Origin of the sequence: Bradyrhizobium sp. BRP56 (genome assembly GCF_020194035.1) — a bacterium.
GTDB classification, from domain to species: domain Bacteria; phylum Pseudomonadota; class Alphaproteobacteria; order Rhizobiales; family Xanthobacteraceae; genus Bradyrhizobium; species Bradyrhizobium australafricanum.
In genome coordinates, this window is the sequence record NZ_JADYVV010000003.1 from 55,072 (window position 1) to 78,279 (window position 23,208).

23 protein-coding genes are annotated in these 23,208 nt (G+C 65.8%); 12 read left to right on the forward strand and 11 right to left on the reverse strand.

Annotated elements, in window-relative coordinates:
* Positions 1–23: 23 nt before the first annotated feature.
* From alr to I6F38_RS03695, 11 genes are all read left to right on the forward strand, one after another.
* A complete protein-coding gene (alr, locus tag I6F38_RS03645) occupies positions 24–1,328 on the forward strand; it encodes an alanine racemase (protein ID WP_225159089.1) in 1,305 nt (434 codons plus the stop codon).
* Between the two features lie 30 nt (positions 1,329–1,358).
* Positions 1,359–2,129 (forward strand): exodeoxyribonuclease III, encoded by a 771-nt coding sequence (locus I6F38_RS03650; RefSeq protein ID WP_225159090.1) that lies wholly within the window; start codon positions 1,359–1,361, stop codon positions 2,127–2,129.
* A 285-nt stretch (positions 2,130–2,414) separates the two neighbouring features.
* Positions 2,415–3,140 carry a sulfite exporter TauE/SafE family protein gene (locus I6F38_RS03655; protein ID WP_225159091.1) on the forward strand — a complete coding sequence of 242 codons (726 nt, stop codon included), beginning with the start codon at positions 2,415–2,417 and terminating at the stop codon, positions 3,138–3,140.
* 452 nt (positions 3,141–3,592) lie between these two features.
* Positions 3,593–3,880, forward strand: a complete 288-nt coding sequence (locus I6F38_RS03660; RefSeq protein WP_225159092.1) for a hypothetical protein — start codon at positions 3,593–3,595, stop codon at positions 3,878–3,880.
* Positions 3,881–4,053: 173 nt separating this feature from the next.
* Complete coding sequence (locus I6F38_RS03665) at positions 4,054–4,668, forward strand: hypothetical protein (protein ID WP_028344785.1); 615 nt, start codon at positions 4,054–4,056, stop codon at positions 4,666–4,668.
* A 99-nt stretch (positions 4,669–4,767) separates the two neighbouring features.
* A complete protein-coding gene (radA, locus tag I6F38_RS03670) occupies positions 4,768–6,258 on the forward strand; it encodes a DNA repair protein RadA (protein WP_225159093.1) in 1,491 nt (496 codons plus the stop codon).
* Positions 6,259–6,462: 204 nt separating this feature from the next.
* The gene (locus tag I6F38_RS03675) at positions 6,463–7,098 is read left to right on the forward strand and encodes a CvpA family protein (protein WP_026192677.1); all 636 of its coding nucleotides are present in this window, start codon (positions 6,463–6,465) and stop codon (positions 7,096–7,098) included.
* 34 nt (positions 7,099–7,132) lie between these two features.
* Positions 7,133–8,659: an amidophosphoribosyltransferase gene (gene purF, locus I6F38_RS03680; protein ID WP_225159201.1), complete on the forward strand. Its 1,527-nt coding sequence runs from the start codon at positions 7,133–7,135 to the stop codon at positions 8,657–8,659.
* Between the two features lie 220 nt (positions 8,660–8,879).
* Positions 8,880–9,620: an SDR family NAD(P)-dependent oxidoreductase gene (locus I6F38_RS03685; protein ID WP_225159094.1), complete on the forward strand. Its 741-nt coding sequence runs from the start codon at positions 8,880–8,882 to the stop codon at positions 9,618–9,620.
* A gap of 193 nt (positions 9,621–9,813) precedes the next feature.
* Complete coding sequence (locus I6F38_RS03690; protein WP_225159095.1) at positions 9,814–10,953, forward strand: hypothetical protein; 1,140 nt, start codon at positions 9,814–9,816, stop codon at positions 10,951–10,953.
* Positions 10,954–11,102: 149 nt separating this feature from the next.
* Complete coding sequence (locus tag I6F38_RS03695) at positions 11,103–12,329, forward strand: ABC transporter substrate-binding protein (RefSeq protein ID WP_028335143.1); 1,227 nt, start codon at positions 11,103–11,105, stop codon at positions 12,327–12,329.
* Positions 12,330–12,453: 124 nt separating this feature from the next.
* Here the strand turns inward: I6F38_RS03695 and I6F38_RS03700 are convergent, their stop codons facing one another.
* The 4 genes from I6F38_RS03700 to I6F38_RS03715 all read right to left on the reverse strand — a co-directional run bounded on the left by I6F38_RS03700 (position 12,454) and on the right by I6F38_RS03715 (position 15,227).
* Positions 12,454–13,023 (reverse strand): DUF2147 domain-containing protein, encoded by a 570-nt coding sequence (locus I6F38_RS03700; protein WP_225159096.1) that lies wholly within the window; start codon positions 13,021–13,023, stop codon positions 12,454–12,456.
* A gap of 51 nt (positions 13,024–13,074) precedes the next feature.
* A complete protein-coding gene (locus tag I6F38_RS03705) occupies positions 13,075–13,737 on the reverse strand; it encodes a DUF3313 domain-containing protein (RefSeq protein ID WP_225159097.1) in 663 nt (220 codons plus the stop codon).
* Positions 13,738–14,122: 385 nt separating this feature from the next.
* Entirely contained in the window at positions 14,123–14,797 is a 675-nt protein-coding gene (locus tag I6F38_RS03710; protein WP_225159098.1) for a TetR/AcrR family transcriptional regulator, read from the reverse strand.
* Between the two features lie 169 nt (positions 14,798–14,966).
* Positions 14,967–15,227 carry a hypothetical protein gene (locus I6F38_RS03715; RefSeq protein WP_225159099.1) on the reverse strand — a complete coding sequence of 87 codons (261 nt, stop codon included), beginning with the start codon at positions 15,225–15,227 and terminating at the stop codon, positions 14,967–14,969.
* A gap of 186 nt (positions 15,228–15,413) precedes the next feature.
* Here I6F38_RS03715 and I6F38_RS03720 point away from each other — a divergent pair, with 186 nt between their 5' ends.
* Positions 15,414–15,806 (forward strand): nuclear transport factor 2 family protein, encoded by a 393-nt coding sequence (locus I6F38_RS03720; RefSeq protein WP_225159100.1) that lies wholly within the window; start codon positions 15,414–15,416, stop codon positions 15,804–15,806.
* Between the two features lie 18 nt (positions 15,807–15,824).
* Here the strand turns inward: I6F38_RS03720 and I6F38_RS03725 are convergent, their stop codons facing one another.
* From I6F38_RS03725 to I6F38_RS03755, 7 genes are all read right to left on the reverse strand, one after another.
* Positions 15,825–17,072, reverse strand: a complete 1,248-nt coding sequence (locus I6F38_RS03725) for a TCR/Tet family MFS transporter (RefSeq protein WP_225159101.1) — start codon at positions 17,070–17,072, stop codon at positions 15,825–15,827.
* Positions 17,069–18,451, reverse strand: a complete 1,383-nt coding sequence (der, locus tag I6F38_RS03730; protein WP_018271263.1) for a ribosome biogenesis GTPase Der — start codon at positions 18,449–18,451, stop codon at positions 17,069–17,071. Before der ends, I6F38_RS03725 begins: the two co-directional genes overlap by 4 nt.
* A gap of 150 nt (positions 18,452–18,601) precedes the next feature.
* Complete coding sequence (locus I6F38_RS03735) at positions 18,602–19,159, reverse strand: hypothetical protein (RefSeq protein WP_225159102.1); 558 nt, start codon at positions 19,157–19,159, stop codon at positions 18,602–18,604.
* 37 nt (positions 19,160–19,196) lie between these two features.
* Positions 19,197–19,853, reverse strand: a complete 657-nt coding sequence (locus I6F38_RS03740; protein WP_092088291.1) for a tetratricopeptide repeat protein — start codon at positions 19,851–19,853, stop codon at positions 19,197–19,199.
* A 268-nt stretch (positions 19,854–20,121) separates the two neighbouring features.
* Complete coding sequence (locus I6F38_RS03745; protein ID WP_225159103.1) at positions 20,122–21,720, reverse strand: class I adenylate-forming enzyme family protein; 1,599 nt, start codon at positions 21,718–21,720, stop codon at positions 20,122–20,124.
* Positions 21,721–21,730: 10 nt separating this feature from the next.
* A complete protein-coding gene (gene panB, locus I6F38_RS03750) occupies positions 21,731–22,552 on the reverse strand; it encodes a 3-methyl-2-oxobutanoate hydroxymethyltransferase (protein WP_016839889.1) in 822 nt (273 codons plus the stop codon).
* Between the two features lie 2 nt (positions 22,553–22,554).
* On the reverse strand, positions 22,555–23,139 hold the full coding sequence (locus tag I6F38_RS03755; RefSeq protein ID WP_225159104.1) for an NnrU family protein: 585 nt from the start codon (positions 23,137–23,139) through the stop codon (positions 22,555–22,557).
* Positions 23,140–23,208: the final 69 nt, after the last annotated feature.

A 23,208-nucleotide genomic window follows, 5' to 3' on the forward strand; every position in this document is an offset into this window, starting at 1 on the left:
AGGCACCCGCGTACAACTGAGCCATGAACATCGTGACTGACGCGAAATCGCAACTGACCCCCGAAGCCAGTTTGCTGGCGGCCCACCCGACCGCCAGCGGTATCCTCACCATCGACCTCGACGCCATCATCGCCAACTGGCGCAAGCTCGAGAAGACCGCGGTGCCGGCCGAATGCGCCGCCGTGGTCAAGGCCAACGCCTATGGCTGCGGCGCCGAGCAGGTTTCGCGGGCGCTGGCCAAGGCCGGCTGCAAGACCTTCTTCGTCGCCAGCGTCGAGGAGGCCGCCGCGGTGCGCACGGCCGCTCCCGAGGCGACGGTGTATTCGCTCGGCGGTTTCTTCCAGAACACCGGCGACGCCTACGCCAGGATCGACTGCAAGCCGGTGATCGGCGATCTCAACGAGCTCGCCGAATGGGACGTGTTCTGCCGCCGCTCCGGCTGGTCCGGCGGCGCCGGCATCCATATCGACACCGGCATGAACCGGCTGGGACTCACGGTCAGCGAGGCACAGGGCATCATCCCGCGGATCAATGCCGGCGACCACGGCATCACGCTGGTCATGAGCCACCTCGCCTCCGCCGAATTGCTCAACAATCCCGCCAACGCCAAGCAGCTTGCGAGCTTCCGCGAGATCGCGAGCCTGTTCACCGGCGTGCCGGCCTCGCTGGCGAATTCTTCCGGCGTGTTTCTCGGCGCGCAATTCCAGTTCGAGATGGTGCGGCCGGGCTGCGCGCTCTATGGCGTCAATCCGACGCCGGAGGCCGACAACCCGATGCAGCAGGTGGTCGATCTCAAGGCGCGCATCGTGCAGATCCGCAACATCGACCGCGGCGAGACCGTCGGCTATGGCGGCACCTGGACCGCGCGCCGGCCGACCCGGCTTGCGATCGTCGCCGCCGGCTATGCCGACGGCTATTTCCGCGCCGCCAGCGCCAATGACGGCACCCGCGGCGCCGAGGTCGTGGTCGCCGGCAAGCGCTGCCCGATCGCCGGCCGCGTCTCGATGGACCTGATCGCGGTCGATGTCACCGACCTCGACAAGAATGCCGTGCGGCGCGGCCACATGGTGACGCTGATCGGCGAAGGCATCACGGTCGACGAGGTCGCGCATCATTTCGGCACCATCGGCTATGAGGTGTTGACCAGTCTCGGCCGCCGCTTCGTGCGCATCTACAAGGGCGGCGATGCCGTCGCCGCGAGAAGCGACGCGGTCGCCGAGACGAGCGAGCCGGCTGCCACGCCCGCAGCGCCGCCAGCCTTGCCAACAGCAGCGCCCGCTGCGCCGCCGCCACTGCCGGCCGCCGAGCCAACGGCGACGTCCACCTGACATGATCAAGGTTCGCGATTGCCGGTGCGCATGAAGATCGCGACCTTCAACATCAACAACGTCAACCGCCGCCTGCCGAACCTGCTGCGCTGGCTCAAGACCGCCAAGCCTGACATCGTCAGTCTGCAGGAGCTGAAGGCCAGCGACGCCGAGTTTCCCGCGGCCGCGATCGAGCAGGCCGGCTATGGCGCGGTGTGGCAGGGACAGAAGACCTGGAACGGCGTCGCCATCCTCGCGCGCAAGGCCGAGCCGGTGCTGATCCGCACCGCCCTGCCCGGCGATGCCGGCGATCACGAAGCGCGCTACATCGAGGCCGCAGTGCGCGGCATCGTCGTCACCAGCCTCTATCTGCCGAACGGCAATCCGCAGCCCGGGCCGAAATTCGATTACAAGCTCGCCTGGTTCAAGCGGCTGCGCGCCCATGCCGCCCAGCTGCTGAAAGAGGACGTCCCGGTGGTGCTCGCCGGCGACTACAATGTCGCGCCGACGCCGTTCGACATCTACCCGACGCGCTCCTGGGACAAGGATGCGCTGATCCAGCCGAAGAGCCGTGCCGCCTTCAAGGCGCTGGTCGATCAGGGCTGGTGCGATGCGATCCGCACCCTGCATCCGGACGCGCCGATGTTCACCTTCTGGGACTACAAGCGCCAGCGCTGGCCACGCGATGCAGGCCTGCGGCTCGATCATCTCCTGCTCAGCCCCGCAGTGGCGTCGCGGCTTGTGAAAGCCGGCGTCGACCGCGCCATCCGCGGCGAAGACGGCGCCAGCGATCACGCGCCGGCGTGGGTGGTGTTGAGGTGACGCGCCGGCATCCCGCCTCGTGACAATCAGCATGATGGCGGTCCCGACGTGGACCGGATGATGCCGCACACACCGCCGTCGTCCCGGCGCAGGCCGGGACCCATAACCACAGGATTGACTTGGTAAGGAAAGCTGTGGCCCCAGCGTCGTGCAACAATCACCTTCGGTGGCTATGGGTCCCGGCCTGCGCCGGGACGACATCGAGTTTGTTGCGCAAGCTGCGGGGGCTTGCGCGGTCGGGCAACTCAGAGGTATGGGGCGATCACACCTCACCGGAGCGCGCAGGTGGGCTTTCTCTTCGTCCTCATCGTCGGCCTGGTCGCCGGCACCATTTCCGGCATCGTCGGCACCGGCTCGTCGATCATGCTGATGCCGGTGCTGGTCTATCAGTACGGGTCGAAGCAGGCGGTGCCGATCATGGCCGTCGCCGCCGTGATGGCCAATCTGTCGCGCATCCTCGCCTGGTGGCGCGAGGTCGACTGGCGTGCATGCATCGCCTATTCGATCACGGGCATTCCGGCCGCCGCACTCGGCGCGCGCACCTTGCTCGCCCTGCCCTCGCATGCGGTCGATATCGCGATCGGCGTATTCCTGATCGCGATGGTGCCGGTGCGACACTGGCTGGCTCGGCACAGGCTGAAGGCCAATCTCTGGCATCTTGCAATCGGCGGCGCTCTCATCGGCTATCTCACCGGCATCGTGGCCTCGACCGGTCCGCTCAGCGTGCCGCTGTTCCTGTTCTACGGTCTCAGCAAGGGCGCGTTCCTCGCCACCGAAGCCGCAAGCTCGCTCGGGCTCTATGTCAGCAAGTCGGTGACGTTCGAGCGCTTCGGCGCGCTGACGCCGGACATCGCGCTGAAGGGCCTGATCGCCGGCGCCTCGCTGATGGCCGGCGCCTTCATCGCCAAGCGCTTCGTGCTGCAGCTGAAGCCGGAGTCATTCCGCCTGATCATGGACGGCATCATGCTGGCGGCGGGCACGGCGTTGCTGTGGTCTGCAATGACGCAGTAGAATTCCGACATCGACTGCGTCAGACCAGGCCTTGGGCAAACGGATTTCACCGTGACGAACACCGACATCCTCCCGATGACGACGTAATTCTACGGGGCTTTGCGCATCGGGTGGCGTGTACCCCGAAAGAGTTTTGTTGAGCGCTCACCTTCCGTTGTTATCCGGATTGCCACCATCCGGCCACTGCGTTTATGACAATCTCATTACTTGCACTTGATCGTTTGCGGAAAAGAACTTTGCTCCAGCAGGCATCACAGGGTTGATCGACGACCCGGATGCGAGTCCCGAGAGTTCAGGCGACACGAGTTCAGCGACACATGGCGTGCAGATCGGGCGCAGAGCCCGGCGCCTGATGTCGCCGATGTCGGCCTGACGAATTCGAGATCGCAAGTCGAAGCATTGGGAGTCGCGGGTTGTCAAAGCCCACGACAGGCGGGAAAGGCAGGCGCGCGATGCGCAAGATGATGATCACGACTGCAGCGATTGTGACGTTGGCGGTTGCCGGCTCGGCGTTCTGGCCGACGGCAAAGCCCGATGTCGCGCAGTTCGGCGACAGCGTTTACGAGACGATCTGGGTCTGGCGCATTCCGGCCTACGCCAACAATCCGTCCTGGCGGGTTCGCTGGAGCTGGAGCGATCCGTTGCGCGCGCAGGCGAGATGCTGCCGGGCTCTGCCGACGAGTTTGACGCCGCGCGAGAATCCGCCGCTGCTGCTGTCGAGGCGGGACCTCCACGTTTGACCGCGCGTGCAAGCGAGAGCGGTTCCCTTGCGCGAAAGCGCATTTGATTCAAATTCTCGCTGTAGTTGAACTTACTTTTTATCCTTAACCAGAAACCTGATCTTTGATTTACATCTGCAAGATGCGGTTTACCCTGTCTCCGCAAGCACAGCGGATTCAGGGACAACAACAAGATGCGCCAGCCAAGCCTCACCCTGTGGTTGACCGTGTTTCTGGCGGCACAAGGTTTGAGCGTCGCGGCAGACGATACAAGACCGGGACAACCGGGTGCCGTTGCCGCCGCTGACCGCGTCGCATGTTCCCTGCAGCCGAAAAGCGAGGAACCGTCCGATCCGTCGTCGACCTCGGCAATTCCCCACGCCGAAAAATTCGTCGCGCGGGAACATTTCAAGGAGGACATCGCCTCGAGCGCGCCGGTCAGGATTTCCTGGTTGGGCGCGACCTTCGCGCAGCGCTTCACGAACAAGGTCGAGGACGATAGCGCCGGCGCATCGTTGCAGACCTTCATCCTCAGCGCAGCCTCGAGCGACAAGGAGATCCTCGCCAAACTGGGTCAGAGCCACGAGAGCAGGCTGGCCGACGTCTGGTGCGCGTTGAGGCGACAGCCCAGCGGCAGCACCGGCCCGCTGGAAGTCAGCGCCAAGCCGAACGTGTTTTACGTCCGCGACAGCGCCGGAGAGCTTGGTGCCGTCGACGTGCTGTGGGGCGGCGTCGGCTGGGAAATCGGCGCAAGCCCGATCGGAGACAAGCCGCGCTGGCCGGGCGGAACGCGGGTGTTCTCGCGCTGAGCCGGCCCCGCCATCTGGCGCTTCGTCTTCTTCGATGGATCGTGCGCGGCGGCCGAACCGTGTTATGCATCGTGCTCGATAGCGCGACTCACCTGCTCCATGGCCAAATCCACCCTTTCCTTCGTCTGCCAGAACTGCGGCGCGGCGTATAATCGCTGGCAGGGCAAGTGCGATTCCTGCGGCGAGTGGAACACGCTGGCCGAGGAAGACACCACAGGCTCGGTGCCGGTCTCGATCCGCAGCAAGCGCAAGGGGCGGACGTTTGCGCTGGAATCGCTGTCCGGCAAGACCCAGGACGCGCCGCGGCTGTCCTCCGGGATGGCCGAGCTCGACCGCGTCACCGGCGGCGGCTTCGTCCGCGGCTCGGTGCTGCTGGTCGGCGGCGATCCCGGCATCGGAAAATCGACGCTGCTGACCCAGGCGACCAGCATGATGGCGCGCGCCGGCCACCGCGCGGTCTATATCTCCGGCGAAGAGGCGGTCGCCCAGGTGCGGCTGCGCGCCGAACGGCTCGGCCTCGCGGACGCGCCGGTGCAGCTGGCTTCGGAAACGTCGGTCGAGGACATCGTCGCCACGCTGTCGGAAGGCGCGGTGCCGCGCCTGATCGTGATCGACTCGATCCAGACCATGTGGACCGACACGGTGGAATCCGCGCCCGGCACGGTGACCCAGGTCCGCGCCTCGGCGCAGGCCCTCATTCGCTTTGCCAAGAAGACCGGTGCCGCGATCATCCTGGTCGGCCATGTGACAAAGGACGGCCAAATCGCCGGCCCCCGCGTGGTCGAGCACATGGTCGATGCGGTGCTGTCGTTCGAGGGCGAAGGCTCGCAGCAGTTCCGCATCCTGCGCTCGGTGAAGAACCGCTTTGGCGCGACCGACGAGATCGGCGTGTTCGAGATGACCGGCCTCGGCCTGCGCGAGGTCACCAATCCCTCCGAATTGTTCCTCTCCGAGCGCGAGCTCGGCAGCCCGGGCACGGCGGTGTTCGCCGGCATCGAGGGCACCCGTCCGGTGCTGGTCGAGTTGCAGGCGCTGGTGGCACCGACCTCGCTCGGCACGCCGCGCCGCGCCGTGGTCGGCTGGGACCCGAGCCGGCTGTCGATGGTGCTCGCGGTGCTCGAAGCGCATTGCGGCGTCAAATTGTCCGGACATGACGTCTATCTCAATGTCGCCGGCGGCCTGCGCATCCAGGAACCGGCCGCGGACCTTGCCGCAGCGGCCGCGCTGGTCTCCTCGCTGGTGAATGCGCCGCTGCCGACGGATGCGGTCTATTTCGGCGAGATTTCGCTGTCGGGCGCGATCCGCCCGGTGGCGCAGACCCCGGCCCGGCTCAAGGAGGCCCTCAAGCTCGGCTTCGCCCGCGCCATCCTGCCCGAATCGGCCCGCGGCGAGAGCGGTGGCGATTCAGGGCTCACCCTCAACAGCGTCGGCAATCTCACCACGCTGGTCGCAGAAATTGCGGCACGCGGAACGCCAAGAGGCGACCGGGGAACACCGCGAGGCGACCGCCGCGACCCGGGCGGCTCCGGAGACCCTGATGTGGCTGAGAAAAATGCCACACCGGCCCGATTCCGTCGCGAGACCAGCTAAAGCGGGCGTGACGTATCAGCCCCCCGCCGCTATACATCCGCCGCGCGGGACAGGTGGCGCTCTGGCCTTGCCGGATGCCCCCAATGCGCCTCAGTTAGGACGGCACCGACTTCGCCGATTCGCGAGAGCCCTTAGCAGCGTAAGCCCTTAACAACGTAAGCCCTTAACAGCGTACCGAAACGTACCAGCGGACCTGACCAGCCGATGCCCATAACGATACTTGATCTCGTCCTGCTCGGCGTGATGCTGATTTCGGGCCTGCTCGCGATGGTGCGTGGCTTCATGCGCGAGATCCTGTCGATCGCGGCCTGGGGCGCCGCAGCTTTGGTCACGCTGTATGCGTTTTCGAAGCTTCTGCCGACCGCCAAGACCTATTTCAACAACGACACGGTCGCCGCCGTGGTCGTGGTGGCCGGCGTGTTCATCGGCACGCTGATCGTGGTCTCGATCGTCACGGTGCGGATCTCGGACATGATCCTGGATTCCCGGATCGGCGCGCTCGACCGCACCCTCGGCTTCCTGTTCGGGCTCGCCCGCGGCCTCCTGATCGTGGTCGTGGCGTTCATGTTCTTCACCTGGCTGGTTCCGGACAAGCAGCGGCCCGATTGGGTGACCGGGGCGAAGTCCCGCGTGGTGCTGCAGGGAACCGGGGATTGGCTGATGTCGCTCTTGCCTGACGACCCCGAGAACACCATCTTAAAGAAGTTCAAGAAGAATAAGCCAGACGACGATTCTGCGGCCGATACCAATGATCAGGCGACGCCGGCGTCGGGCGATGGCTATAGCAAACCTGCGCGTGACAGCTTGAAGAAGCTGATCGAGAAACCCGCGGGCCGATAAACTATTTGGGCCCTTACGAGAGGCGATGAACGAGATGCAGACCCCTTCGGATCATACCGACCAAATGGATCTCGACCTCGGCCCGATCGAACTGCAAGACCCTCTCAGATACCACCCCGACCTCGACGGCGACACGCTCCGCGAGGAATGCGGCGTGTTCGGCATCTTCGGCCATCCCGAGGCCGCCGCGATCACCGCACTCGGCCTGCACGCCCTGCAACACCGCGGCCAGGAAGCCGCCGGCATCGTTTCCTTCGACGGCAGCCGCTTCCACAGTGAACGCCGCCTCGGCCTGGTCGGCGACGCCTTCTCCCGCCGCGAGGTGATCGAGCGCCTGCCCGGCAACGCCGCGGTCGGCCATGTCCGCTACTCCACCACCGGCGGCACCATCCTGCGCAACGTGCAGCCGCTGTTCGCCGAGCTCAGCGCCGGCGGATTTGCGGTCGGCCACAACGGCAACCTCACCAATGGCCTGACCCTGCGCCGCGAGCTGGTCAAGGGCGGCGCCATGATGCAGTCGACCACCGACACCGAGGTGATCCTGCATCTCGTGGCGCAGTCCAAGCGCACCCGCTTCATCGACCGCTTCATCGAGGCGCTGCGCACCATCGAGGGCGCCTATGCGCTGGTCGCGCTGACCAACAAGAAGCTGGTCGGCGCGCGCGACCCGCTCGGCATCCGCCCGCTGGTGCTCGGCGATCTCGACGGCTGTCCGATCCTGACCTCGGAGACCTGCGCGCTCGACATGATCGGCGCCAAATACGTCCGCGACATCGAGCCCGGCGAGATCATCGTGTTCGACGAGCGAGGGGCGCACAGCCACAAGCCGTTCCCGCCGAAGCCGGCCCGGCCCTGCATCTTCGAATACATCTATTTCGCGCGGCCGGATTCGATCGTCGGCGGCCGTTCGGTCTACGACGTGCGCAAGGCATTTGGCGCCCAGCTGGCGCGCGAGAGCCATCCCGAGGTCGACGTCGTGGTGCCGGTGCCCGATTCCGGCGTGCCCGCCGCGGTCGGCTACAGCCAGTATTCCGGCGTGCCGTTCGAGCTCGGCATCATCCGCAACCACTATGTCGGCCGCACGTTCATCCAGCCGACCCAGAGCGTGCGCGAGCTCGGCGTGCGCATGAAGCATTCGGCCAACCGCGCCGCAATCGAAGGCAAGCGCATCATCCTGATCGACGACAGTCTGGTCCGCGGCACCACCTCGAAGAAGATCGTGCGCATGATGCGCGACGCCGGCGCCCGCGAGGTACATTTCCGCCTCGCCTCGCCGCCGATCCTCTATCCCGACTATTACGGCATCGACCTGCCGGACCGCGGCGGCCTGCTCGCCGCGACCCATTCGCTCGAGGAGATGCGCGACATCATCGGCGCCGACTCGCTCGCCTTCCTGTCGATCGACGGCATGTACCGCGCGATGGGCCATGAGGGGCGCGACCCGGCAAATCCGAGATTCGCCGACCATTGCTTCACGGGCGCCTACCCGACACACCTCACCGACCAGAGCGAAACCGAGGCCCCGCCGCGCCAGCTCTCGCTGCTGGCGGAGGCGAGCTGAGGCGAAGCGTCATCCCGGGGCGATGCGCAGCATCGAACCCGGGATCTCGAAGTTGTCTTGCGTTCTTGCCTCAAATTTCGAGATTCCCCGATGCGCGATTGCGCATCTGAGGTCTGGTCCTTCGGACCATCCCGGAATGACCATGTCTTTTAGCCATGGCCGGGCTTGTCCCGGCCATTTCCGTCTGTAATACCCCGGGCAAACACGCGGACAGACAGACATGATAAAACCCCTCGCCTCCCGTATCGCCCTCGTGACCGGCGCCTCGCGCGGCATCGGCTATGCGACCGCGGTCGCACTGGCCAAGGCCGGCGCGCATGTCGTGGCGGTGGCGCGCACGCAAGGCGGGCTGGAAGAGCTCGACGACGAGATCCGCAAGGCCGGCGGCAGCGCCACCCTGGTGCCGCTCTCGCTCACCGATTACGACGGCATCGCGCGGCTCGGCCTTGCGCTGCATGAGCGCCACGGCAAGCTCGATATCCTGGTCGGCAATGCCGGCACCGCAGGGCCGTCGTCGCCGCTCGGCCATATCGAGCTGAAGCCATGGAACGACGTATTCGCGATCAACGTCACCGCCAACTTCCAGCTGATCCGCTGCATGGACCCGCTGCTGCGCCAGTCCGACGCCGGCCGCGCGGTGTTCGTGACGTCGGGCGTGGCCCACAAGGCCAACGCCTATCTCGGCCCCTATGCGGCCTCGAAGGCCGCGCTGGAGGCACTGGTGCGCTCCTGGGCCAACGAGACCGCCAACACAAAGCTCCGCGTCAACCTGTTCAGCCCCGGCCCGATCCGCACCCGGATGCGCGCGCAGGTGTTTCCCGGCGAAGACCCGATGACGCTGGATACGCCCGACATGGCCGCCGAATTCATCGTGCCGATGTGTTCGCCTGATTGGACCGAGACCGGCAAGCTCTACGACTACAAGGCGCGCACGTTGCGCAGTTTCCAGCCGCCGGCGTGAGCGCGGCTCTCTCTCCCGTAGCCCGGATGGAGCGAAGCGCAATCCGGGATAGTCTCTACGCGGAGAAACCGGCCCCGGATTTCGCTTCGCTCCATCCGGGCTACGCACCTCCTTGCGATTGACTCGCTCGCGTCCCCACGATTGACTGCGCTTCCCAGCGGGACGCCCGCCAAGAAAAATTTCGGGAGGCAACATGACGCCGACGTTCAATCGCGCGCGCTCCATTCTGTCCGGATTGTTTCTCTCCGCCTGCATCGCATCATCAGCCCTCTTCGCTACACCAACCCCCGCGAAAGCCGGCGACATCCCGACCTTCTCCGTGGATGCATCATGGCCGAAGCCGCTGCCGAACAACTGGATCCTCGGCCAGGTCGGCGGCATCACGGTGGATTGGCAGGGCCACATCTGGATGATCCACCGGCCGCGCTCGCTGACCGACGACGAAAAGGGCGCGAGCCTCAATCCGCCGCGCTCGAAATGCTGCGTCTCGGCGCCGCCGGTGCTCGAATTCGACGCTGACGGCAATCTGCTGCGGTCCTGGGGCGGTCCGGGTGACGGCTATGAGTGGGTTGGCCGCGAGCATGGCATCGAGGTCGACGAGCGCGGCTTCGTCTGGATCGGCGGCAACGCCGACAATGACAATGCGATCCTCAAGTTCACCCTCGACGGCAAGTTCGTCTCGCAGATCGGCTCGATCGCACCGAGCAAGGGCAGCAACGACACTACCCAGCTCGGCAAGCCCGCCGAGACCGCGATCGACAAGGAGGCCAACGAGATCTACGTCGCCGACGGTTACGGCAACCGGCGCGTCATCGTGTTCGATGCCACCACCGGCGCCTACAAGCGGCACTGGGGCGCCTATGGCAACAAGCCCGACGACGCCAAGCAGCCGCCCTACGATCCGAAGGCGCAGGTCGCGCAGCAGTTCGGCAATCCCGTGCACTGCGTGAAGATCGCCAATGACGGACTGGTCTATGTCTGCGACCGCATCAACAACCGCATCCAGGTGTTCAGGAAGGACGGCAGCTTCGTGAAGGAGTTCTTCTTCGAGAAGAGCACGCTCGGCAACGGCGCGGTGTGGGACATCGCGCTGTGGCCCGATCCCAAGCAGACCTACCTGCTCTCCGCCGACGGCGAGAACAACGAGATCCGCATCATCAGGCGTGACGACGGCGCGGTGGTCGGCAGCTTCGGCCGCAACGGCCGCAATGCCGGGCAGTTCCACTGGGTGCACGCGCTCGCGGTCGACGCCAGGGGCAACGTCTATACCGCCGAGGTCGACACCGGAAAGCGGATCCAGAAATTCAAGCTGACCTCCGACGCGCTCAGGTAAGGATTTCACCGGATGACGCTTCGACGCAGGCCCACCCGGCTTTAGGCGGATTGCCGCCTCCCCCGGGAAAGGGTAAGCGGGAACTTGAGCGACCGGCAAAAAGGCTCCGCAAGAGGGCTGTCCGGGCTTTAGACAGTGGAGGGAATTTCATGACAACGACGTTTGCGCGGCGCTGCGCCGCGCTTCTTGCTTGCGCCGCACTCGGCCTTTCAACTTCTGCGTTCGCGCAGGACAAGACCGTCAAGATCGGCGTGCTGAACGATATGTCGAGCCTCTATGCCGACATCGGCGGCCCGAACTCGGTGGTCGCGATCAAGATGGCTGTGGAGGATTCCGGCCTGCTCAAGAAGGGCTGGAAGATCGACGTCCTGAGTGGCGACCACCAGAACAAGCCCGACGTCGGCGTCAACATCGCTCGGCAATGGGTCGACAACGAGAAGGTCGATGCGATCGCCGATACGCCGAACTCCGGCGTGGCGCTTGCGGTCAACAATCTCGTCAAGGAAAAGAACATCGTCCTGCTGAATTCGGGCGCGGCGACCGCCGACCTCACCGGCAAGGCCTGCACGCCGAACACGATTTCATATACCTACGACACCTACATGCTGGCCAACGGCACCGGCAAGGCACTGACGAAGGCCGGCGGCGACACCTGGTTCTTCCTGACGGCCGACTACGCATTCGGCCACGCGCTTGAGCGCGACACCACCGCGGTCGTCAACGCCAATGGCGGCAAGGTGCTCGGAAGCGTCAAGCATCCGATCAACACCGCCGATTTCTCGTCGTTCCTGCTGCAGGCACAATCGTCCAAGGCCAAGGTGGTCGGCCTCGCCAACGCCGGCGGCGACACCACCAACGCGATCAAGCAGGCGGCTGAATTCGGCATCGTTTCCGGCGGCCAAAAACTCGCGGCGCTGCTACTGTTCATCAACGACGTGCATTCGCTCGGGTTGAAGACCGCGCAAGGCCTGACGTTCACGGAATCCTTCTATTGGGACATGAACGACCAGACCCGCGCCTGGTCGAAGCGGTTCTCCGCTTTGGCCAGCAAGAACGCGATGCCGTCAATGACCCAGGCCGGCAACTACGCGATGGTGCTGCACTATCTCAAGGCGATGGAAGCGCTCGGCGGCAATCCGCATGACGGCGCCAAGGTCGTCGCCAAGATGAAGGAATTGCCGACCGACGATCCGCTGTTCGGCAAGGGCCCGCTGCGCGCCGACGGCCGGCGCCTGATTCCGGCCTATCTGTTCGAGGTGAAGAAGCCCGAAGAGTCCAAATATCCCTGGGACTATTACAAGCTGATCGCCACGATCGCACCGGAAGACGCCGCGAAGCCGCTTGAGGCCAGCGACTGTCCGCTGCTGAAGAAGTAACCGCGTAGCGGTCATTCCGGGGCGCGCAACGCGCGAACCTCAGATGCGCAATTGCGCATCGGGGAAATCTCGAGATTCCGGGGTCGATGCTGCGCATCGCCCCGGAATGACTTTTTGCACCTTCTTACTTCGCCGCTGACTTCGCCTTGACGGACGGCGGCAGCGACGCCCATTCCCTGTCGGCGCGCGGGCCGCCGACATCGCCGGTCAGGCCGACGAGCTGGCCCGGCTGCACGTCCAGCGTCTGCGTCCAGGTCTGGGTCTGGCACAGCAGCTTGAGCAGGCATCCCTTGAGCTTCAGCCGGTCGGACTTGTCGCGCCACAGCGAGACCGCATAGGACTTGCCGTCCTCGGCGTTGTAGATGTCGCCGTCGAACCTGCCCTCCGGCGTCAGCTTCAATCCGAGGATCAGCTGATGGCCGAGCAGCGCACGCGTCCGCTGGTCGGGGTCGGGATTGAAGCTGTCGCGAAGCGGCTGGCCGTGTGAATCGAGCGGATCCTTCATCCACACGATGAAGCCGCAGATGCGGTCACGCGCGGGGCCGCAGCGCTCGAGGCGGATGCGTGCCCGGCCGTCTTCGGTCAGCCAGGTGCCGCTGGGATCGACTGGGGCCATCGTCTCGGCGCGGCCGGTCGAGCTCATCAGCAAGGCAGCGACGAGGCTGCGCAGGAACATGCGAACCAGAAAGTTCATGGTAAAGGACCTTTCAGTGTCGGGATGGTTTGCGGACGCGCGCGGCGCGCCTCACTTCAATTGCGCCATGAACGTATCGGCACCCTTGTCGATGCCGGCGGTGGCCGCGGCGAGATCGCCGACGCTGGCCTTGATGTCGTAGGCGTTGGGATATTGCTTGCTGACATAGGCGCCGAGCAGCCGCGAGGTCGAGCTGTCGAACATCTCGACGGCATAGATGACGGAGCCCGTCATCGTGCCCTCGCCGTCGCGCGCGGCCTGCACGCCGTTGTAGACCGCGCCCGCCAGATCGAAACGCGACAGCGTGCCGAGCACCGGCGTGTTGGCGACCGCGCCGGTCAGCGTCAGCCGCAGGCGGAACGTGTTCGGCCCGCGCATGTTCACCAGCGTGAACCGGCCGCGCAGCTTGTCGGCGAAGCGGGTCTGCATGTAGGCGGCGAGCGTCTGCTTGTCCTTCTCGGACATGTCGCCGAACTGATGATCCGCGCCGCGATAGATCACGACCGGATCGATCATCACCTTGTTGTAGCTCCGCCAGTCGACCGGCGGCGCATAGCGATACGGCACACGCCCCGAAGAATCGGACGTGTCCGGCGTCATGTAGGCCGACGATGCCACATCCGAATAGGCCACCGGCGTGACGGCGGCACATCCTCCGGCGAGGACGCAAAGCGCCATCGCTCCCAGACCGCGCGCGGCGATCGAGCTCTCCATTCCAATCTCCTCATCCGACCTGGGCGGAAAAGCAGCTCGGCCGCAGCCGCGTCCGGGGCTGAAAGTACGGCTGCGGCCGTCACTGCCGGTCTGACTCGCGGTCGCGGCGCCGCCAGACCTTGCCTCAGTGCGATCAAAAACCGACCAGTTGGTTTGTAAAGTTGCAATCGCAGGAAACGCGTCGGAAAAATGCGGCGGTCGAAATGTCGTGTTAGCTGGCGAGGCCGCTTCGCGAATGGCGGCCGCGTGTTGTCACAAACCCGCGACATCTCGTGTGGTACGGCAGAAATCGCCGGGGGATTTCAGGGGCCCGGTGCCGATCCAACGCCGCCAAGCGATCCATATTCCGCTTGGGCGGCGTTGCGCTTTCGGCAGCGCCGGAAATTCAGCCGCGCTTGCGCGCCGATGCGGGCTTTGCCGCGCGCGCGCCGGCCGGAGGCGAAGATGCCGTACGTGCCGCCGTCGTCTTGGCTGGCTTTACTACCTGCGTCGCGTCCTGCTCCAGCGCGGTCCACTTGCTGTCGTCGAGCAAGCGCTCGAACAGGCGATCGCGCTCCGCCTCGGTCAGCGACAACATGCCGAACAACGAACTGAGCAGCAGCCCCCGCGCCGCCGCCCAGCGCAGCAGCGCGAGATCGGGATCGCTCGCCTCGGCCTTCATCAGCGCGACCTTCTTGATGTCGACATCGCGCGGCATCGCCATCAATTCGGGGTTCTCGTTCATCGCCGCCAGCAGTGCGAACGCCCCTGCCCGCGGCGTTGAGATCGCCTCCCGGAGCGTCGCGATCTGCGCCGACAGTTCGGGCTGGTCCGTGGTCCCGCGTACCTTTTCGATGTAGCGGTTCGAGAATTCCTCGAAATGCGCCATCTGCTGCTCGAGCAAGGCGCGCAGCACCGCTTCCTTGGTGCGGAACTGATGCATCACGCCGCCCTTGCTGAGACCGCTCTCGCGCGCGATCGCGTCCAGCGTCAGGCGCCCCGGACCGTCGCGCGTCACGATGGTGATCGCGGCGTCGAGTGCGGCGTTGCGGGAGCGTTCCGAGCGGGAAGGATTATCCATGGTGTACTCAGGAAGGAGTCGCTTGAGATCACAGTATCTCAGCGGCTTCGGTCAATCTCAAGCGCTGCATCTGATCCGCGAGGCAGCGCGAACGGCGTCCCCGGAATGGCGGTGTCGCCCTCGGAAGACGCGTCAATCTCGGGAATCGGTCTTCGACCTATCCGATCGCTCACGCGCACAAGCGAACCTTTTGCAGCAGGCCATGAAGGAAACCGTAGGCCATTCGGCCGACGACCCGTTCCCCTCGACCGCGTGCGCGTGCGACGGCCTGCGCGTCGGCATAACTCGCCGCGACGATCGTCCCGTGCCTGCCGCCATCGAGTTTCAGGTCGGTCAGGTAGACAAGGCCGCGCGACGTCAGCAGCGCCGCCTGCGCGGCGCTGAAGCGGGTCAATTCATCGCAGATATCAACGGCCTCGTCGGTCACCATGCTGCTCCTGGCAGCGCGCCCCGGAGCGAGGCGCGTCTTCATCCGGTATCAGCCTTATACAAACCAACCGGATGGTTTTTAAATGGACAATATGACGCAATCCGGCAGGTGCGGCCGGACGCGTGTCGGATCGGCGCGCTCGCATTCGTCCTCGAAGCATCAGCCAGCACTCGGAGCACGCGAGCGATGACACAGCAGAAACAGACGGCGGAAACCGAAATCAGGACGCTCATCGACGCCTGGACGGACGCCGTCCGCAGACGCGACTATCCCGGCATTTTCGCCCATCACGATCCGGACATCGTGATGTTCGACGTTCCGCCGCCATTGCAGTCACGCGGATTGGATGAATACCGGAAGACGTGGGATCTGTTCTTCAGGTATCACCGCCCCTCCTATGCCTTCGATATCGAGGAGATCGCGATCACGGCCGGCAGTGATGTGGCCTTCGCGGTCGCGGTGATGCGGTGCGGCCCGCCTGATGCCGCGTTCCAGTTCAGGCTGACGATCGGGCTGCGCAAGATCGACGGCGAGTGGCGGATCACCCACGAGCACCATTCGGTGCCGGCGACGGAATAGAGCGTCTCGTGGTGGATCCTAGGCTTGCTTCGCCGCCGTCGCGCGCCAGGCGATGGCGAGCGCGAGCAGCAGCAGCGCGCCGGCCAGATAGAACGGCGCGCCGGGCATCTTCACCGGCACGGTGTCGCCGATGAAATACGCGAAGGTCAGCGTGAACAGGAACGGGCCGATCAATTCCGACATGCTCTGCACGCTTGATGTCGCGCCCTGCAACTGTCCCTGCTGGTCGGCGGCGACGAGTTGCGTCGTCAGCGCCTGCGTCGCAGCGCCCGAGAGGCCCCACAGCGCCATCACGGGAATGCCGATCCAGAACAGCTGGCCGGTCGGCGCGGCGCCGAAGATCACGAAGCCCAGGGCGCCGCAGACGAGGCCGAGGAACAGCGCGTTGCGCTCGCCGAGGCGTTGCACGATCGGTCCGATCGCCGCGCCCTGCACGATCATGCCGCAGAGCCCGACCAGCGCCAGCGTCGCGCCGACGGTGCCGGTGTCCCAGCCATAGCGATAGGTGGCGTAGAGCACGAACACCGAGGGCAGCACGACATGCGCGAGCTGGCCGAAGAACGTCGCCAGCGACAGGCCGGCGAGCGTCCGGTTCGAGCGCAGGAACTGCAGCGCGCCGATCGGATTGGCGCTCTTCCATTTGAACGGCGCGCGCCGCTCCACGGGCAGCGATTCCGGCAGGATGAACAGGCCATAGAGCCCGTTGACGAAGCTCAAGCCCGCCGCCGCCCAGAACGGCAGCCGCGGATCGATCTCGCCGAGCAGGCCGCCCAGCGCCGGTCCGAGGATGAAGCCGGCGCCGAAGGCGACGCCAATCTTGCCGAACATCGCGGCGCGCTGCTCCGGCGCGGTGACGTCGGCGATATAGGCGAACACGGTCGAGATGCTCGACGAGGTGACGCCCGAGATCGCCCGCCCGATGAACAGCCAGATCAGGTTCGGCGCCAGCGCCATCAGCACATAGTCCGCGGCAAGGCCGAAATTCGACAGCAGCACCACCGGCCGGCGGCCGAAGCGATCGGACAGCGCGCCGAGGATCGGCGAGCAGACGAACTGCATCAAGGCCCAGATCGAGCCGAACACGCCGAAGATGCGCGCCGCATTTGCGGTGTCGTTGTTGACGAAGCCTTCGATCAGCTTGGGCAGGATCGGGATGATGATCCCGAGCGCGAGCATGTCGAGCAGCAACGTGATGAAGATGAAGATCACCGCGCCGCTGCGCGGTTGCGCTACAGCAACCGTGCCACCCTCCGACCTTTCGCTCACGACGGGCGTTTGCGCTTGTGGGCGAACGGATTGGCCTTCTCGCGCAGCGTGATCCGGATCGGCGTGCCCGGCAGATCGAAGGTCTCGCGCAGCGAGTTGATGAGGTAGCGCAGATAGGATCGCGGGATCGCGTCGGCGCGCGAGCAGAACAGCACGAAGCTCGGCGGGCGCGCCTTCACTTGCGTGATGTAGTTCAGCTTCAGCCTGCGGCCCGAAACCGCCGGCGGCGGGTTGGCCTGGATCGCCTGCTCGAACCAGCGATTGAGCGCCGAGGTCGGCAAGCGCCGGTTCCAGACCGCATAAGCCTCCTGGATCGCCGTCATCAGGCGGTCGATGCCTTCGCCCATCAAGCCGGAGACGGCGACGATCGGCGCGCCCTTGACCTGCGGCAGCCAGTGGTCGGCATCGGTGCGCAGCTGCGAGATCTGGTTCGGCTTGCGCTCGACCAGGTCCCATTTGTTGACCGCGAGCACGATGGCGCGGCCTTCGCGCTCGATCAGGTCGGCAATGCGCAGGTCCTGCTCCTCGAACTTGTTCTGCGCGTCCATCATCATCACGACGACTTCGGCAAAGCGCACCGCGCGCAACGCGTCGGCGACCGAGAGCTTCTCCAGTTTCTCCTCGATCCGCGAGCGGCGGCGCAGGCCGGCGGTGTCGAACACCCGGAACTGGCGGCCCTGCCAGGTGATCTCGACCGCGATGGAATCGCGCGTGGTGCCGGCCTCGGGGCTGGTCAGCAGCCGCTCCTCGCCGAGCAGATGGTTGATCAGCGTCGACTTGCCGGCATTCGGCCGGCCGACGATGGCGACGCGGATCGGGCGCTGCGCGGCCTCCTCCTCCGAGATGTCCTCATCGTCCTCAAGCTCGTCGTCTTCCTCCGGTGTCTCCGGCACCAGCGCGCTCAGCGCCTCGTGGAGGTCGCCCATGCCCTCGCCATGCTCGGCCGAGATCTGGACGGGATCGCCGAGCCCGAGCGCGTAGGATTCCATCGCGCCGATCTCGCCATGCTTGCCCTCGGCCTTGTTGGCGACCAGCACCACCGGCTTGTTGGCCTTTCGCGCGAAGTCGGCGAAGGCACGGTCGGTCGGCGTCAGGCCGACGCGGGCGTCGATCACGAACATCAGGGCATCGGCAAGCTCGATCGCGGTTTCGGTCTGCTCCTGCATCCGCGCCGTCAGCGAACCCTTGGCGCCTTCGTCGAGGCCCGCGGTGTCGATGATGGTGAAGTCGAGGTCGTAGAGCCTGGCCTGGCCCTCGCGACGGTCACGCGTCACGCCGGGCTCGTCGTCGACCAGTGCGAGCTTCTGGCCGACCAGCCGGTTGAACAGCGTCGACTTTCCGACATTGGGCCGGCCGATAATGGCGATGGTAAAAGACATGGATCACCAGGCGCCGCGTTGCGGCGCGCGTCAATGAATTGAAGCAGGAGCCTAAAGCGCGATGAGATCGGATTGAATCGTCATCGCGCCTTAGATTCTTGTTTTAGCATGATCTTTCCGGAAAACCGCTTCGCACTTTTCCGGATCATGCTAGCGGCTAAATCCGCCGCTCGGTAGCGGTGCGGGGAAGGCGCCGCCGGATTGTTGCGTGGTCTGGGTCTGCTGGGCCGGCGCTGCAGGCTGAGCCTGCTGATCGTCGGCGGGTGGCGCAGTGGTGCGGCGGCGGACGATCTTCTTCGGCTTCGGCTCCGGCGGCAGCGCGGCGGGCGCGCCCTCCTCGGCTGCGGCATCGGGAGCAGCCGCCTGATCCGCGGCCGGCGCTGCGCTGCCCTTGGCGTGCTTCTTGGCGCCCTTCGGCGGCTCCGGCGGCGGGGCCGGTTGGGCAGCGGCGGCTGCCGCGGCGTTCTGCTGATCGAGCTGTTCCTGCTGCGAGCCCTTGTACAATTCCTTCGGCACGCCCTGCTCCAGGCCGGGCACGCCTTCGGGGAAGACCGGCTTGCGGTCGCCCTGCAGCTTCTTCTTGGAATCGAGGAAGTCGAGCAGGTCGCTCGGATCGAAATTGGACATGCCGCCACCGCCGCACCCCGCCAGCACGCTGCAAAGCGCTGTCAGAACTGCGGCTGCGATCAGGCGTTGCGAGCGGCGCATGGTCGATCTCTCACTCAAACTCGGGTTTCGCGCCAAGTCAGCTTTTCGCGACCGGCGGCAACAAGGCCTGCAGCGCTTCGGCACGCGAGCGCAGGCTCGGCGGCGTCTCGCCGTCATTGGCTATCTGGTCGAGCCACTGCCGCGCGGCGGTGGCATCGTTGGCGCGCCAGGCCGACAGCGCCAGCAGCTCGCGGGCGGAGTGACGGAACGTCGAGTCCTTCGCCGTTGCCGTGGCCTCGAGCCGTTGCAGCATGTTCGGATAGGTGGTGGTCTCCATCGCGAGCTGCGCGGCGCGGATCCGCGCCAAATCCTGCTCGGGACCGCCGACGCTGCGGTCGGCTGCGATCTCGTCATAGAGCTTCGCGGCAGCCGGCTGGTCGCGAGTCGCGACCTCGGCGGCCAAGCGCAACCGCGCCAGGTTGCGGTAGCCGGACGGTGCCTTGGTGATGAGAGCGGCGAACGCAGCCTCGGCCTCGGCGTGCTTGCTCTGATCGGACAATTCGACGGCACGGTCGAACGCCGCACCGGCCTCGGCGGCCTTCTTGGCCTCAAGATACTGGTAGCCGCGCCAGCCACCGACGCCCGCAACGATCAGGATCGCCAGGGCGATGATAAAGAGCGAGTACTTGTCCCACAGCTTCTTGAGCTGATCGCGACGGACTTCCTCGTCGACTTCGTCAAATAATTCAGACACTTAAGGCTATCCCATCCCCTCGGGACCGCTGCTATCGGTGGGGCCCAGCCCTACCCGATCCCCACATCGCGGCGGCGTTACCCTAATGGTGTGGCGGAGGCAAGGCAAAGCGAGGCGGATCAAAGCGTTAACGGGGGACGTTTGCAGCGGGCCGCAACGGGCCCCCAGCCCGCGCTGCACGTGCCGACCCAAGAGCGAGCTTCGCTCGTCTCGACCCCCGCAAGCGGGAGAGGTCGACCGAATTCGCGGATGGTACGTCCACGCCTCGCTACGCGCCTACAGCGGACAGGCTCTCCCTGATCTGGCGCTTGATCACCTTGCCATTGGCGTTGCGCGGCAGCGGCTCTGCTGTCAGCGCCATGGTCTCCGGCACCTTGTAGTCCGAGAGCCGCTCGGCGCACCATGCGCGCAGGCTCTCCGCATTCACGTCCGTGCGGGTCACGATCACGGCGTGCACGCGCTCGCCGAGCACCGGGCACGGCTTGGCGATGATCGCGCTCTCGACCACGGCGGGATGGCCGGCCAGGACAGACTCGACCTCGGCCGAATAGATCTTCAGGCCGCCGCGGTTGATCATGTCCTTCTGGCGATCGAACACGCGGACGAAGTTTGCCGCGTCGATCGAGCCGAGATCGCCGGAATGCCAGAAGCCGGCGGTGAAACTCTCCACGGTCGCCTTCGGATTGTTCCAGTAGCCCTTGATGACCGAGGCGCTGCGGATCCAGAGCTCGCCGATCTCGCCGCGCGGCAGTTCGCGGCCGTCAGCGCCCATCACGATGATCTCGGCACCGGGGCACGGCAGGCCGACGCTGTCGATATGGGCGGCGGTCAGTTCGCCCGGCATCAGCGTCGAGGGCGACGTGGTCTCGGTCGCGCCGTAGCAATTCGCAAGCTTCAGCCCGGGAATCTTGGCGTCGAGTTTTTCGATGGTTGCGACCGGCATCGGCGCGCCGCCGAAGCCGCCGATCCGCCAGCTCGACAGATCGTAGCTGTCGAAATCCGGCTGCATCAGGCAGAGATTGTACATCGCCGGCACCATCACCGTGTAGCTGACGCGCTCGCGCGCCGCGACCTTCAGATATTCCGATGCCTTGAACTCCGGCATGATGATCAGCGCGCCGGCGCAGCGTGCCATGGTGGTGATGTTGGCGACCGCGCCGGTGACATGCGCGAGCGGCACCGCGGCGATCGAGCGATCGGCCTTGGTCAGCTTCAGGCACGACACGAACACCATCGAGGAGTGGATGATGTTGCAATGGGCGAGCATGGCGCCCTTCGGCCGGCCCGTGGTGCCCGAGGTGTAGAGGATCATCGCGGTGTCCTCTTCCCTCACCTCCGCCGGCGCCTGGGCCGCAGCGTTGTCGGCGAGACCAGCGAATTGCGACGCGCCGTCGTCGCTGACCGAAACCCGATGCTTGAGGCCGGGAACGCCGGCCGCATCAGGGATGCGGTCGGCAAGCGTGGCCTCATGGACCAGAAGCGTCGCACCGCAATCGTTCAGCACATAGGCGATCTCGGGCTTTTGCTGGCGCGTCGAGAGCAGCACCGTGACCAGCCCGGCATGCGCGGCGGCGAACATCGTCAGCACGAATTCGATGCGGTTGCCGAGCAGGATCGCGACGCGGTCGCCGGGCGCGAGGCCAAGTCTTGCAAAGCCCGCCGCGACCTTGGCCGATTTCTCCGCGACCTCGCGCCAGCTCAGGCGCGTCGCGCCGCAGACCAGCGCCTCGCCCTCGCCGTTCTGCGCAACGGCGTCCGCGATCATCCCCCACAGGCTGCCCGGCCGCTCCGGGAAAGCCGGCACGACGCGGTCGCCGAACCGCGGCTCAAGCCGCATCGGTGGAATTGCGTGCTGCGACCAGTCCATGCGCGCCCCGTCAGCTCTTCTTCATGCCGTAGACGTGCTCCGGCCCTGGGAAGGCGCGGCTCTTCACGTCGCGCGCATAGCCCGCGATCGCCTCCTCGATCATTGGACCGAGATTGCCGTAGCGGCGCACGAATTTCGGCGCCCGCGGCGACAGGCCGAGCATGTCCTCCAGCACCAGCACCTGGCCGTCGCAGGCCGCGCTGGCGCCGATGCCGATGGTCGGCACCGCGATCGATTGCGTGATCTTGCGCGCCAGCGGCTCGGCGACCGCCTCGACCACGATCGAGAACGCGCCGGCTTCCGCGATCGCCCTGGCGTCGTTTTCAATCGGTGCCCAGGTCTCCTCCTCGCGGCCCTGCGCGCGGAACGAGCCGAGCGTGTTGATCGACTGCGGCGTCAGACCGATATGGCCCATCACCGGAATGCCGCGCTCGGACAGGAACGCCACCGTCTCCGCCATCCGCGCGCCGCCCTCGAGCTTGACCGCGCCGCACAGTGTCTCCTTCATGATCCGCACCGCGGACTGAAACGCCTGCTCCTTCGAACCCTCATAGGAGCCGAACGGCATGTCGACGACCACGAGCGCAGCTTGCGAGCCGCGCATCACCGCGCGGCCCTGCAGGATCATCATGTCGAGCGTCACCGGCACGGTGGTCTCGAAGCCGTGCATGACGTTGCCGAGGGAATCGCCGACCAGGATGGCGTCGCAATGACGGTCGACCAGCGCCGCGGTGTGCGCATGATAGGACGTCAGCATCACGATCGGCTCGCCGTTCTTGCGGGCGCGCAGATCGGGCGCGGTCTTGCGCTTGATGGCGGATTGAACAGACATAGTCAGGCTCCCATAACAGGCACGCCGATCACGACCGGGTGGAACGCAAACGCCAGCGCCAGATAGACGATGACACCGACCGCGATCGCGATCAGGTCGTTGGTTGGGCCGCCCACCGGAATCGGCGGCGCGCCGGCATCCGCACGGCGCTTCAGCGAGATGCGGTCATAGACCGCCCAGCCGAGAAACGAGCCGAACAGGATGATCGAGCCGAGGTCGCCATTGGCGAGCAGATGCGCGAACGCCCACAGCTTCACGCCGGCGAGCATCGGATGCTTCAGCGTGGTGTAGATGCGGCCGCGGATATAGGAGGCGACGACGAGGATGACGGCGGGCAGCATCAGCGCCACCGCGATGTGCTTGAACGCGGTCGGCGGCGTCCAGACGTCGATCCATCCGGTCGCGCGATAATGCGCAAAGCCCCAGATGATCAGCACGAGCCCGGCCGCGGAGGCGAGCGAATAGGCGATCTTGTAGCCGCCCTCGCCCATCGCCTTGATCAGGCCGGCGCGCATCTCGCGCAGGCTGGACAGCACATGGACGCCGAGGAACAGCACGAGACCCAGGATCATGACGAGCAGTCCCACGATGTTCCTCCTCTGATCGATCAATGCCTTCGCGTATCACCTTCGCCGGGCGGGTGGCAATGCGTCAGC